Source organism: Moorena sp. SIO3A2 (assembly GCF_010672265.1).
In the GTDB taxonomy this organism is placed as follows: domain Bacteria; phylum Cyanobacteriota; class Cyanobacteriia; order Cyanobacteriales; family Coleofasciculaceae; genus Moorena; species Moorena producens.
In genome coordinates, this window is sequence record NZ_JAAHHC010000007.1 from 150,304 (window position 1) to 163,385 (window position 13,082).

The following is a 13,082-nucleotide window of genomic DNA, read 5'->3' on the forward strand; positions in this document are numbered from 1 at the left end:
TCATAATATCTCTGAAGGCAACTTATATATTATCTGATTTATCCCTACTTATATGGCTAATTTTTTATTATCCTCACCCTTAGGCTGACTAGCTGCTTAATCCCACTAATTCTTTGCTGTGCCATGCCGATATCTCCCGCCTTAATAATTTGAAGAGCTTTTGATTGTCATTGGCATAGATAGTGTAGAGTTTTTGAATCGCTGATGGACTGGGTCGAAGCTTTTGGTGTTGTAAGGGTAAGCGCTGATCAACACGATTAATCAAGCCACGCATAAATGGGAAACGGGTTCCGAGATAACGAGCAATTGGTGAACTAGTGCTTTTATGGACTTTTTTATACTTTTTACTAAAATCAAACGAAGAATCTATCTCAAGGAATTCACAAACCTTTTTCAGAGAATCGTCTGAGTTTTGAGCAATGTCTTCTTCAAAGACTAGAATTAGCATTTGCTTAGGATCGAAGTAGTCATAGTAGCCTTGCAGTTGGCGATAATATCGTCCCATGTCGATGATGCCATAGCGCTCAACTAGGGGTTGTTGATCACCAACTAATAGTTCATCAAGGTCATCATTGAGAGATATAGCTCCATTTTTGATAAAGTGATTTATAGCAGCAATGGCTCGTTCAACTGGATTTCTTAGGACTACAATAAGCTTTGCTTCAGGCAATGTTTCGTAGATCAGCCGATGGGAATAGGGAATTTCTTCGAGGGGGTCATAGTAGACTTTACCCTGGGCATCAGGCAATGGATCGATCCATAAGTAATTAGGAGTTTTTTCTCCAATAACTTTTTCTCCATTAACATCAGCAAAATGGTTTTTATACCATTCAATACCTTGATTGAGATTATAGGTCTTATTAAAGTAATGAATCTCATTTCCAGGTATAAATACCTCAGGATGTTCCCTGAGATTATGGGCTAACCAGGTAGTTCCAGCCTTTTGGGCTCCAATGATTAAAAAGTTCGGTAAAGTCACTAAAAACTGTCTCGTAATATCGAACTGCTATTTCGCCGTTGTTAATTATACCTAGATTAAAATCTATAAAACAATTGACTATATTGCTGATTATCCTAAGTAATTTAGCTGATTATCTCTACGCAAATTTAGGTATTAATACGGATTATTTTCCCTAACTAGAGAATAATTTGAGTAAGAAATCATGACCTTATTATATAAGACTATTAACTAGTATACTTTTGGGTAATTATTACTACCCAGCTCCTACCAATTATTTAAGATATATTAACCAGGAGTTAATCAGGGTAAACGCATCTAATTTGGTATAAATGGTAACAGACAAAAATATCATTAACTCAATTTTTTGGGTAAATTCCCATAAATCCCATCCTAAATCAGTTTTTTTGTTCAAAGTCAGCGGAAAATTCGTTGACTTTGAACAAAAATCAAAGTCGGATTTGCGTACGCAACCAGAATGTAGAGTACTCTCAAATCGACCTTGGATAACACGGCCAATAATTGAGAATAAATTGGGCTTATTGATAATAACCAGGGTGATTCTAGATTTTTGATACTATTGTTTACTTTTTAACTGTAAGTTTTGATACAAATTTCGATGCGTTTACCCTGAGGAGTTAATCCGTAACTTGTTGATAAGTCAAGATGCGTATAACTCTGCGGATTATTTTTGCTAGCCAGAGAATAATTTTAGGACGAGATGCTGAACTAAGGGGCCAATAAATTACTGGTTTTACAAGACTATAGGGCATTAGTCCTACCCACAGGAACCAATGACTCCAGAGTAGCTTCTTTTTCCAATTAAATTTAGAATATTTCCAGATTGAGCAATATCCTTTGTAAGCTAAGACTACAGGGGAATCAGAAGCAAAAGGATGATGGTGAGGATCTAGTCGTAAAGAAGCGATACGGTGAATCAAATGATTGGGGTCACGAAAGCTCAAATCCGGGCATACGTGATAGCCGAACTCAGTCGCCTTGCTTACTAAATAGTTATACTTGATAAAATCATGGTTGATAGACCGACGAAACCGTTCAATGGGAATGGTTCCCTTAGAAAAAGCCCACAAATTCTTCCCATGTTGTCGGTATGCCCCAAGGGGTTTTTCAATCGATACCACTTGCCCATAAAATGGGTTCAGGGTGACTAGATAACCATCAGCAGCTATGGTAAAATCAGATTCGGGTATAGGAAAAATTTGAGCTAGTGCTGACCGTGCAAAACTATTGCCACTGGTTACAGTACTGCTGTACTTTCCCTTCTCCAACAAAATTGGCCAAACGGTGCCACTATCAAATGTTATGTCTGGAGCTGGATGGATACCAATAAATTCACTAAGGGCATTGACCAACTCTAAACGATATTGCACCTGAACTACCCCTGGTTTCCAAACGGCTACCACTTCGGACACCGCATTAGGGAATAAGTAATCATCAGCATCTAAAAAAATTACAATCTCCCCACGGCTGACATAAAAACCGGCATTGAGCGCTGATGCTTGCCCACCATTTTTTTTGAGGATAGGAGTAATTTGCTCACCGTAGCTATTGATAATATCCTGAGAGTTGTCAGTGGACTCATCATCCACCACAATGACTTCGGTATTTGGATAAGTCTGACTCAGGCTACTGTCAATTGCTTGAGGTAGAAACTGACCGTAATTGTAGTTGTTGATTACAATGCTGACTAATAACTGACAGTTTTCATTCATTTCAATAGGTTTTGTTGTCGCTCTAATGGAATAAGCACCGAAAGAGCTACAGATGTGTATAGCACCCAAAAGATATTGTTTTGTATCATCACTGATGTCTCTGTGATATTGGCTAACACGGTATAGGTTAATAACAATAATGGCCAGAGATTCTCTGATGTTTTACTTACACGAAGCCAAGCAATAGCTCTTAGTAAACTAAAACTAAATCCAATTAGGTAGATTAATACTCCCAAGATTCCTAAAGCTAGCCATAGGTCGAGCAAGCCGTTGTGGGCGTTGGGAGCTGGCCACAATACTGCACGCCAGACATAGGCAGATTCACCATTCAAGCCATTCCAGAATGAACCATAGCCATAACCGAACCACGGCTGTTTCTCAATCATGTCCAACACGAAGGGCCATAGCTTTGTACGACCGGTTAAGGTAGCATCTTTACCGATTGCACCTAGCAAAGCGTCTGCATTATCTAGCAACCAGATTAAGACGCTGCCTCCGAATGTTGTCATGGCAAATATAGCCGGAATCAGTAAGTAATATCGCCACCGTAACATCCGGTATAGATATAGAGATAATAACATAATTATAAGACTAACCAGTGCAGTTTTTGAAGTTGTAAATAGTAAAAGAATTACGGCAAAGCCAAACCCCCCCCACAACAGTAAATTATTTTTTTTGCCCCGAATAGCTAGGAGCAAAAATACGACTGCACTGGGCACCATTACTTTGCCAAGAACATTTTTATGGACGTAGATTCCTCGCCAAGTTCCAGCATGAACTCCCCCCATAATCCCGTATTTCGGCAGAGCCACAATAAACAGAAAACTGAGCAATATTGCTACTCCGAACGCCCAACCCAGCATTTCTAGCTGTTCTTTCATGGTGTAGCGACTGGCGAGGTAAACACCAAACAAGGTTGTGCCAATTAGGGCAACAGCACGGTTGATAGTCGTTGTTGGTTCAGAAGACCAGAAAACAGATACTACTGCTATCCCCACCAACAGACTCAGCCACCTATCTTTACTGAGGACATAAAGTACCTTTTTCCACCGTAGTGTTAGGAGGAAAAAGGTAACGAGATAAATTAATACGAACAGCAATCTACTGAGGGAGGAATCAAATTCTTGTATGACATCCCCCTCACTTCTGCCTCCTGATAAAATTACAGTGAGTACTCCTCCTGAATAGAGCACCAAGGAAACAGTAGTGAAAATCGGTTCAAAAAATGCCAAAATTTTTCTCATGAACCTTGGTTTATAGCAAAAAATTGTAGGTATACTATTGTAGTCATAATGTTATATGCAAAAAGTTACTAATTCAGAACTTATATCATGTTTGGAGGCTTCTTTGTGGTATAATGAAACTAGCCATATAAATGTAGCAAGCTTGCTGGGGAAGGAATAGGCAAGTTTCGCCACGATTATGGCATTTCAAAACCATGATATTGCTTGACTTCACAGGTTTTTTAAACCCTGACCTAAGAGTAATAATACTCCTAAACTTGATATTAAGCAGTGATTATTTTCTACAAAAGCTTACTTTATACAAAAATTGTTTTAGTGAAAAGATAACCTGTATACAAAACCTGATCTAAATCTGCAAGTATAGGATTTCAATGGGTTAATCCTATACTTGCGAACTAGGGCAATGGATGGCATTGTTTCAAGTTAGTATTATCTGGCCAGCTAAGAGTGAATCTACACCCTTAAACCTGCTGAATCTAAGAGGCTCAGGAATTACCCAGATAGGGAAATGAAACCCTATCCCTAGGGTTGATTTATATGTCAAGCTGAGATGGATAAAGTCGGACTAACTAGAGATTTGCCATCAAAGTAGTCAGGAATCGGTGCTCCCATCAACCTCAAGATGGTTGGGGCTATATCTACAGGATGAGCCTCTGGCAAACTAGAACCTGGGGTTATTCCTGGTCCAGTTGCCATCAAGAAGCCTCTGGCTCGGTGACCACCAGGACGATTATAGGTAATTGGACCAATGCGTCCCACATCAGGACTATCCACTACATCTGTGGGACACTCGTGCCATACGACTACTAGGTCAGCATCTGGCAGTTTGGGGTTATCATCTGTGGCTACGTTATGGGTGCGCACTACTTGTTTAACTAATGGTTCTCCTGTCCTACCATCGGTAAGGCGATAAAGGAAGTCTGTTAGGTTATCGCACAGAGCATCATACTCGGAAGGCTCAACAATACCATCTCGTTCCCGTCCTTTGAGGTTGATGCGAATATGTCCATCAGCAAAGGCCGGTAAAGCAAAGGCTTTCATCTTGGGCCACAGGGGAGTATATAGAGTAGCTGGCATCCAACCCAATTGCACTCTGTGCTTCATGAGGGGATAAGGAGAGAGTAAACCGTGCTGGCCAGATTGTAAAAAGGCTTTATGGGTCCAGGTGTTGAACAACTGCTTAATGGGATTGGGTTCATAAATCTGTCGCCATACTTCCCCTGGCCAAGAGTTGCGGATTGGACGAGTAATTGGTGGTGGGGGAGTGACTCCGATTTTGCTGGGAGTAATGGCATACTTGCCAGGGAAGTTATACCGATAGACCAATTCTGGCAGGAACATCATGCTCATCAAGTCGGTAACATTGGCAGCCATGCCATGAACTGCGAAACACAAGATATAGGCATCCTTAGGCGCAGCAGCGATAATTTTTGCGATCGCATCATCCACCGCTTCAAAGATTTTCAGCATGGGGTCTCCAGCCTTACCATTCTTTTTGCTCTGGTAAGGGTAGAGCTGGTGATCTGGTTGGCTGCGGTCCCACAGGTCATGACCAGCACTGTGAGTTTCACCGAAAGCGGTCACGAACAAGTCCCACGGTTCACGCTGAAGTAAATCCCGACAAATCTCTGAGCGGGTGGAGATACTAGTTTTTAGAGCTTGCTGAATCCATTTAAAATAAACTGGATCCCACCAGCGACCATTATCTTTATGGAGCACTGGGTTTTTGCCGTATTGGGCAATAATATTGGGCAATAATTCCGGCGGTTGGGAATGGCTTGGCACAAAGGGATAATGTCCCCCCCAACCCAAAATTTGTAAGCCATTAATTTGATCTGACAGTGCTGATACTGGTACATCAAAGGCAGCAACCCGGTAGTCATCCCCTAAGGCATAAAAGGGATTATATTCTTTATAATCGTATCCACTATAAATTTTGTCGCAGACTACTTTATAAGTGTCTGGATAAAATTTTATCGTATCCCAAAAACCGGTTTTATCTGGTAAACAACCGGTAGAAAACATCACCCACAAGGGTTCAGTGGAGGAAAATTCAACTGTCTTCTTGTTGTAGTTAACGGTATTGTTCAGGCGACCATAGATTCCTTGTTGCCGTATTTTGTTGAGGGTCTTCAGATGTCCTTGGGACATCCAATTCTCCAACAATAGCGGGTCAGCTGCATCCAGTCCAATAGCAATTACAGGGGTTTTCATGATAGTTTTTTAGATAACTTTTTAGATAAAAGTAAACCTAATCTATAAAAGCATGACGATCATGTCGGCTTGACTAATCATCAATATTACTAATCGGTAAATTGGTAGTTGATGATTATCTAGTTTAGGATTACTGATTAGTAATTACCTATTCCCAAACATCCTATTTGGTTGGGTAAGTAATTAACCGGATTTGATAGTTTAATAATAATGCTTAATTGCTCACTATATTCATCAGTTAAGTAGTTATTTATTAATTCATAAAAAAATAGGTGTTTAGTCTATTTATAGTCTGGATTGATCCAGGGTATTCAATCATTAATTTATAGTGTTTTTTTGTCTAGGGAATAGGGAGTATTCATAATTCATAGTTTTGAATCATCTCCGGGAAACATTCGAGGTTTTTTTAGTCTGGGCTTGACGCTGTACCAATCTTCTTACTGAGCCATAATGGAAGTATTCCTGTGACTGGTAAAAGTAACCAATGGATTCATCTTTTTGAATGACACCATTAGCCACCAAACCCAAAACCGTCTGACCGGAACTATCTAACATTTGTTTAGCCACATTAGCATTAGCGAAATCCAGCACACCTGGTCGAGCCACCAACAACATGCCATCAGTCATTGGACTTAAGCAAAGGGCATCAGCAGTCAGAAGTAAGGGTGGGGCATCAATAATCACAAAGTCATATTGGGTTGAACATTCCTGAATCAGGGAAGCCATTTGCTTTGAATCCAGGAGTGCCAAAGGATTAGGAGGCATTACCCCAGCGGTGAGAACATCAAGATTTTCCATGGCTTTACAGATGGCAAGCTCTAGAGGCACTTCACCAATCAGTACCTGGCTCAAACCAGCCACATTCATTACTTGCCAAATATAATGCTGACAGGGGTGACGCATATCGGAATCAATCAGCAAAACCCGACGCCCCAGTTGAGCCATAGCAGCGGCCAAGTTTGCTGATACCGTAGATTTGCCTTCCTTGGAAACGGAGCTAGTGACTACAATAACTTTAAGTGGGTGATCAGACCTGAGAAATTTCAGATTCGCTTGAATCATTCGGTAGACTTCACTCACCATGGAATGAGGCTGCTCTGTTACGGGCAATTCCCCTCCGAAAAATAGGTCATCCCGACGACGGGAGAGCTTCTTGTGCTTGAAAACTGGAATCACCCCTAGCACAGGATATCTTAACAACTGCTTGACTTCTTTGAGAGTTTTTATAGAGCGGTCTCTCATTTCCAAGAGCAAGACAGCAGTCGTGGCCAGTGTGACCCCCAACATCACCCCTAGAGCCAACACCTTTATTTTCTTATCACCTAAGGGCTTTTTAGGGACTATTGCTGGCTCAATGATGCGAGCATTAGCGGTATCTTGGTTTTCTGCGACCTTTAATTCATTGAGATTTTTCAACAGGGTTTCATAGGTCAAGCGGGCAGCTTGGACTCGTTGTTCGAGCTGCTGCTGAGTTTGCTCCAACCGAGGAAGAACATTTACCCGTTGTTCATAGGCAATTCTAGCCTTAGCAAGAGTTGATAATCCTTCTGCTAAACTTTGACGTTTGACTTCTGATTCAATAAAATCGTTAATCAGTTTTTGTTTGAGCTGGTCAACTTCTAAAAGCCCTTGAGTAATTTGTATCTGAGTACCAGCCAGACTTTGAGAGCCTAGTATTTGATTAATCTGCTGTTGTAAATGACCTCTGAGGGAGCGTTGCTGCTTGGTGAGCCGAATCATGATCGGGTGATTTTTACCGTAACGATTTTTCGAAACCGCTAATTGCCGCTCAACCTCTTGCAGTTCTTGGAGTACGCCCTGTACTGAAGTAGACTGACTCAGAGCACTGATAGCAATTGCTTGCTGGGGATTAAGACCGACCTGGTTTCTCAAGCCAGCAGCTTGGGCATTGGCTTCTTCAAGTTGAGCTTGAACTGTAGTAATTTGGCTGTCTAAGTCAGCCATCACCGCTACCAAAGACCGGGCTTCTTCTGTGAGGGATACAACCTGATTGCGTTCCTTAAATTGCCGTAGAGCAGCTTCTGCTTGCCTGACATTGGCTTCACTTTGAGGAAGTTGGTTAGTAATAAACTCACGGGCTTTTGCTGCTTCCGACTTTTTGGATAGGATCTGATTCTCTATATAAAGCCTCATTAATTGATTGATCACCGCAGCCCCTTTTTCTGAGTTCTTACCCTTGTAGGAAAGCCTAACCACATCGGTGCCACCCACAATTTTGACAGTGAGCTTTCTTTTGAGGGCTTCCGGTTGCAAAGGTAGACCTTCGTTATCAGTGAGGTTGAGTTGATCAATGATCTGTTGCAGAAGCGGGTGGGAGTAAATCACCTCAACTTCAGTACTCAGAGGGTTCTGGGCATCAACCAGAGGGCGTAACTGGTCAATTTCCTCCCCCAACCCAGTCAAGAAAGCGGTTCGGTCTATCTTAAACAGTAGTTTTCCTTCAGCTTCATAGGAAGGCTTGAGAAACAAGGTAGACCAGGCAGCTGAGATAACTGTAAATAGGAAAATAGCAACTGCTGGCAGCCAACGACGTTTCAATAGCAGTTTGTATTGGCTAAGATCGAGATCTATAGAACTTCTAGACTCCATAAGTTCTTCAGGGGCTCCCCCTAGGTAGATTGCACAATAAAATAATTTTTGGTATTGGTGCGAATTAGCTACCAACCCTGCCATCGGTTAGATGCAACCTATATATGGAAATACTAATAAAATTTAATCATATCAAAAGTCACTCGACATTAAAGAGTTGGTAAATATATGCAAATTTTCCGTGATTCTTGTGAACATAAGAAAGTTAAGGGGCTGACCGGGTGTCGGGTATCGGGCCAACGGGGGTAGGGTTTTGCGACCGATTGTTGTGTCAGTAAGACCAGCAATCCCTAGAGCTGTTGAGTCTTCTATCTTCTGACTTAACCCAAACCCGGTCAGCCGTCAGCCATCAGCCGTCAGCCATCAGCCGTCAGCTTATTTTATTCAAAAACACCGATTGCGCTACTTGAGGTGCTGCGCGAACAGTAGCGATGCAGTGGCCTCACGGGGGTTTCCCCCACTCGCGCTTTGGATCAAGACAGCGTGCGCTATGGGCATAAAGTGTTCGGTGTAGCGTGGCCACAGGCCTTTGGCTGTTCGGTGTAGCGTGGGCATTAGCTGATACGCGACACGCTGATAGCTGAATGCTTACGGTCAGCCTAACCCCGCTGGCTCCATTTCTGGCTAAACTTTTACCAGATTGAACCATTCTGTTGGCCAGTGAGTCTAAATAACATCGGAAAACAAAGCGGTGAGGGAGAACCCAGAGTTGTCAGTCAGATCAGCCCAGGCTTCTAAAGAAGATTCTGCTGCTGCAAAAACAACCAGCACAGACACAGAGTTGGTATTGCAGTGCCAACAGGGGAACCAGCAGAGTTTTCGCCAACTATACCGACGCTATCAGCAGCGCGTCAGGTCAACTATATATCAGCTATGTGGTGCTTATGCTCTTGATGATTTAGTACAAGAGGTGTTCCTACGAGTTTGGAAAGGTTTACCAAAACTGCGGCAACCCTCACAGTTCTCCACCTGGCTTTACCGGATCTGCTGGAATGTGGCATCGGATCAGCGGGGCAAGTTGCAACGGCAACGTGCCTTCAGCCTTCAACTTCCAGAAGACACAGCTGATCTACCCCTAAAAAATGCCAAATCCTCCTACACTCCTGATCTGATGCAGTTGCACTATCAGGACATGATTCAAAAAGGAATGCAGCAGCTGAGCTTAAACCATCGTGCTGTGCTGGTGCTACATGATTTAGAGGATTTGCCACAAAAGGAAGTTGCTAAAATTTTGGGCATAGCTCTCGGAACGGTTAAGTCTCGTCTTTTCCACGCTCGAACTTCCCTAAGGAAATATATCATCCAACAACAAGGAGAGATGCCATGACTCAGTTTCAACCTGATGACGAACAATGGCAAGCATTTCTGCGCCAACATCGACCTAGTCCTCCACCAGCAGCATTTGACTTGGAGGAACGAGTTATCAATGCGATCGCTAAATCTCCACCCCCTACTCGTAAACCAGAGCTTTGGTTACTTCCATCAGCGATCGCTGTTGGTTTACTGATGGCTTGGAGTGGTTACCGCACCCACAACGTAACCACTCTAGAAGCTTTCTTAGAGAAAAATTGGCATGGAGTTGTGGGAGAGACATCTGTTAGCAATGTCAGTCATGGTCCACCAGCTAATTGGATGATCTTAGCCAATACTGGACAATAAATAAACGCCCATAGTAGGAACGATCACCTCAGGATCACCTATAGAGGATAACGTTTGACGTGTGAATAGGTTGGCTCTAGCCAACGGCTGTGGCAAGGGAAAAGTGGGTTTTTAACCTTCAATCTACCCTACGGGAAGGCCAAGGGCGAACGACCTTCAACCTTCAACCTTCAACCTTCAACCTTCAACCTTCAACCTTCAACCTTCAACCTTCAACCTTCAATATTTCTTACAAACTTTAAATTAAAGACATTTATAGGTAACTTCCATGTTGTTACGTCCAGGTTATGTTTTGTCAATTCTCATGGTTACCCTGACTGGCTGCACTGCTGTAGCTAATACCAAGCCTATAACCTCTCAATTGATTCCCAACCCTGAGGGTCAACAACAATTAAAATCGAGTAAGCATAGGTTAATGAGGCAACTCAATCTCAACCAGGTGCAAAGGCAGCAGCTACAAGCCATTAAGCTGGAGTATGAAGAGTCTATTATAGATCTTCGCCAGGAACTGAGTCAAGCGAAACAGAAATTAGGTGATTTGATGGTGGGTACAGCTGACAGAGAAACTATCCACACTCAATATCAACAGGTTCAACTATTGAACCAGCAGCTAGGAAAGTTACACCTTGAGAGTATGTTGCAGATGCGAGAGGTGATGACTCCTGAACAACGCATCCAGTTTGCTCAATTCATGAGACAGCGCCGCCAGCAAAACCCTCTATCCGATTAGGGAGAACCACAAAGGATAAGGATTTTGAGATTTTTTATTTATCTACACGGTTTTGCATCTAGCCCTGAGTCAGCCAAGGCGGTGTATCTACAGCAAGCTTTCGCTGGCCTCAATGTCTCTCTAACAATTCCTGACCGATACTTTTTAGCTACCAAAATCTACCAAAGTAGATCTTAGCCCGCCAATGCAAGCTGATTACGAGCGCCAGGGGGTATCTCCCAAGGCACGAAGAAAAATTCCTCGTGCGCCATTGAGATCACGTTCGCGAAGCGTGACCAAAGGTCAATCCATTACGTGACCATCAATTTTTGACTTAATAGTTTTGCTGCCGCCAATATTAACTAGTTCACCAGTCCAGCTAACAGTTTGGCTGGTATAGGCTTCACAGACATCAACCACAAGTTTTCCTGTTTCCTGGGCTTTATGCTTAAGAAATTCTTTGAATCGGTAATGAGCAAATGTTAGCATATTGCGAACCGTTTTAGACCTGATTTTCCTACCTGGCTTTCTTGACATTTGAGATGTCTCAAAGGTGGGAAGCAATATCACATCAAAATGATCCACCAGGAATCGGGCAGCTTTGTGATGTAATTCGTTGACTAAATTTTGGATCTTTATTACCATGCGTCTAGCCGCTTTTCTCCTTCGACGTTTCTGCTTACCTTTGGCCTTACTGATTTTTGAGATCAGATTATCCAAATGGTGGCATAAACGCTGAATTCTGGAAAAGTCACCATGGCCGATTTTGCCTACAGAATCTTCACGCTCATAATGTCAAAAAAGTCCTGACACCGGGATCAAGAGCAACTACCTTACCTTGGTTCTCGGTTTTAGATCTAGTTACTTTGTGGGGAACTACCAGGTAATAGCCCCCATTGGTGCTAGTTAATCGACAATCACAAATATTGTCGGGAAGTGTTTCAGCAAAGGTTAGCTCACCAAGCAAAGTGTGGTAAATTCCCTTGACTGAGACAGCCGACTTAGGAATGTAGCAAGACTGAACGGGATTCTTGCGAGATCTGAATCTAACCCGATTTATAAGTCCTGTCTTTTTATACTTTTTTTTAGCTTCCCTGACAGCGGTGCAGGCATCCTTAATCGCCATAGACTTGATTTGATAAGGTACTGCCTTACACCACTCGGGTAAACTGTTTAGGATATCAGTTTTGATAGCCTTCCAGTTGGCTTTTATTTCACCATTTTCAAGGATTTTAACGGTCTTATTGAACACATAACGGGATACTCCAAACCACTGCCGAATGGTTGCACGTTGATCAGCATTTAGGAACAGTCGGATCTTTTTTGATTTTTGTGCCGTATTTTCATTGTCCGTGGACTCGGCCAGAAAAGACGTGAATGATTCACAGAAGATTGACCTTTGGTCACCCTTCGCGAGCGGCGCTGATTTCTGATTCTCGACAGCCTTCAGGGTTGTCGAGAACCAGGATTTTTCCACTGTTGAGACTGACCAAATACTCAAACAGTTCAAACCCGAATCGGGTAAGTCTGTCGAGACAGGCAACAACAATCGTGAGCTGATCTGAGTGCATAAGTCGCTCCAGTATGGTTCTTTGACCTTTGCTTTTGTAGTTGAGACATCACCAGAGGTCGCGGATGATTTCCGCTTGTGGGAACTTCGAGTGCATATAGGCGAGTTGTCTGGCCAGGTCGTCTCTTTGTTTGCTGCTGCTGAGGAGGCAGTAACAGATTGTGACTGATTGCTTTGTTTATCCTTTTCCAAAGCTAAGCTTGCTTTCTGTGTCAAAAAGTCTGGTGCCGCTTGGGGTTCGCTCCCATTTGATCGTGCCATTATCTGCATACTTTCTCAGAGTGTTCTTTGAGACGAAACCTTAGAAGAAAGAAGCCTTTCTGGTTAGTAGGCTATGCGTAAAAGGGTTAAATCTTTATTATTAAGGCTTCTTTCTTCTTACGGT

Annotated in this window: 12 protein-coding genes and 1 pseudogene; 5 read left to right on the plus strand and 8 right to left on the minus strand. The window is 42.6% G+C overall.

The annotated features are described in order from the left end of the window. Positions 1-88 precede the first annotated feature (88 nt). The 6 genes from F6K64_RS10110 to F6K64_RS10135 all read right to left on the minus strand — a co-directional run bounded on the left by F6K64_RS10110 (position 89) and on the right by F6K64_RS10135 (position 9,314). Entirely contained in the window at positions 89-979 is an 891-nt protein-coding gene (locus F6K64_RS10110) for a sulfotransferase domain-containing protein (RefSeq protein ID WP_008179470.1), read from the minus strand. A 617-nt stretch (positions 980-1,596) separates the two neighbouring features. Beyond that, on the minus strand, positions 1,597-2,691 hold the full coding sequence (locus F6K64_RS10115) for a glycosyltransferase family 2 protein (RefSeq protein WP_008179474.1): 1,095 nt from the start codon (positions 2,689-2,691) through the stop codon (positions 1,597-1,599). Then, on the minus strand, positions 2,688-3,935 hold the full coding sequence (locus F6K64_RS10120) for an O-antigen ligase family protein (protein ID WP_008179476.1): 1,248 nt from the start codon (positions 3,933-3,935) through the stop codon (positions 2,688-2,690). The genes F6K64_RS10115 and F6K64_RS10120 overlap by 4 nt, the downstream gene beginning before the upstream one ends. Positions 3,936-4,475: 540 nt before the next feature. Next, positions 4,476-6,149 (minus strand): alkaline phosphatase family protein, encoded by a 1,674-nt coding sequence (locus F6K64_RS10125; RefSeq protein ID WP_008179478.1) that lies wholly within the window; start codon positions 6,147-6,149, stop codon positions 4,476-4,478. A gap of 378 nt (positions 6,150-6,527) precedes the next feature. Continuing rightward, positions 6,528-8,759 (minus strand): GumC family protein, encoded by a 2,232-nt coding sequence (locus F6K64_RS10130; RefSeq protein WP_044492253.1) that lies wholly within the window; start codon positions 8,757-8,759, stop codon positions 6,528-6,530. Between the two features lie 402 nt (positions 8,760-9,161). Further along, entirely contained in the window at positions 9,162-9,314 is a 153-nt protein-coding gene (locus tag F6K64_RS10135) for a hypothetical protein (protein WP_287254809.1), read from the minus strand. 154 nt (positions 9,315-9,468) lie between these two features. Between F6K64_RS10135 and F6K64_RS10140 the strand changes: the two genes are divergently transcribed. The 5 genes and pseudogenes from F6K64_RS10140 to F6K64_RS10160 form a co-directional block, all read left to right on the plus strand. Then, positions 9,469-10,086, plus strand: a complete 618-nt coding sequence (locus F6K64_RS10140) for a sigma-70 family RNA polymerase sigma factor (RefSeq protein WP_502708035.1) — start codon at positions 9,469-9,471, stop codon at positions 10,084-10,086. Then, positions 10,083-10,418, plus strand: a complete 336-nt coding sequence (locus F6K64_RS10145; RefSeq protein WP_287265368.1) for a hypothetical protein — start codon at positions 10,083-10,085, stop codon at positions 10,416-10,418. Before F6K64_RS10140 ends, F6K64_RS10145 begins: the two co-directional genes overlap by 4 nt. Positions 10,419-10,507: 89 nt before the next feature. Further along, positions 10,508-10,660, plus strand: a complete 153-nt coding sequence (locus F6K64_RS10150; RefSeq protein WP_287265369.1) for a hypothetical protein — start codon at positions 10,508-10,510, stop codon at positions 10,658-10,660. A 26-nt stretch (positions 10,661-10,686) separates the two neighbouring features. Then, positions 10,687-11,148 (plus strand): Spy/CpxP family protein refolding chaperone, encoded by a 462-nt coding sequence (locus F6K64_RS10155; protein ID WP_071103333.1) that lies wholly within the window; start codon positions 10,687-10,689, stop codon positions 11,146-11,148. A 21-nt stretch (positions 11,149-11,169) separates the two neighbouring features. Further along, positions 11,170-11,283, plus strand: a pseudogene (locus F6K64_RS10160) (YqiA/YcfP family alpha/beta fold hydrolase); the annotation flags it as partial. A 147-nt stretch (positions 11,284-11,430) separates the two neighbouring features. Here F6K64_RS10160 and F6K64_RS10165 read toward each other — a convergent pair. Both F6K64_RS10165 and F6K64_RS10170 read right to left on the minus strand, forming a co-directional pair. Beyond that, a complete protein-coding gene (locus F6K64_RS10165) occupies positions 11,431-11,772 on the minus strand; it encodes a zinc ribbon domain-containing protein (RefSeq protein ID WP_229419835.1) in 342 nt (113 codons plus the stop codon). Positions 11,773-11,914: 142 nt separating this feature from the next. Then, positions 11,915-12,958 carry a helix-turn-helix domain-containing protein gene (locus F6K64_RS10170; protein ID WP_229419836.1) on the minus strand — a complete coding sequence of 348 codons (1,044 nt, stop codon included), beginning with the start codon at positions 12,956-12,958 and terminating at the stop codon, positions 11,915-11,917. Between the last annotated feature and the right edge of the window lie 124 nt (positions 12,959-13,082).

Coding starts and splice junctions, on each gene's coding strand:
- F6K64_RS10115 (WP_008179474.1), bottom strand. CDS start 2,691: ATGAATGAAAACTGTCAGTTATTAGTCAGCATTGTAATCAACAACTAC.
- F6K64_RS10120 (WP_008179476.1), bottom strand. CDS start 3,935: ATGAGAAAAATTTTGGCATTTTTTGAACCGATTTTCACTACTGTTTCC.
- F6K64_RS10125 (WP_008179478.1), bottom strand. CDS start 6,149: ATGAAAACCCCTGTAATTGCTATTGGACTGGATGCAGCTGACCCGCTA.
- F6K64_RS10130 (WP_044492253.1), bottom strand. CDS start 8,759: ATGGAGTCTAGAAGTTCTATAGATCTCGATCTTAGCCAATACAAACTG.
- F6K64_RS10135 (WP_287254809.1), bottom strand. CDS start 9,314: ATGCCCACGCTACACCGAACAGCCAAAGGCCTGTGGCCACGCTACACC.
- F6K64_RS10145 (WP_287265368.1), top strand. CDS start 10,083: ATGACTCAGTTTCAACCTGATGACGAACAATGGCAAGCATTTCTGCGC.
- F6K64_RS10155 (WP_071103333.1), top strand. CDS start 10,687: ATGTTGTTACGTCCAGGTTATGTTTTGTCAATTCTCATGGTTACCCTG.
- F6K64_RS10165 (WP_229419835.1), bottom strand. CDS start 11,772: ATGGTAATAAAGATCCAAAATTTAGTCAACGAATTACATCACAAAGCT.
- F6K64_RS10170 (WP_229419836.1), bottom strand. CDS start 12,958: ATGGCACGATCAAATGGGAGCGAACCCCAAGCGGCACCAGACTTTTTG.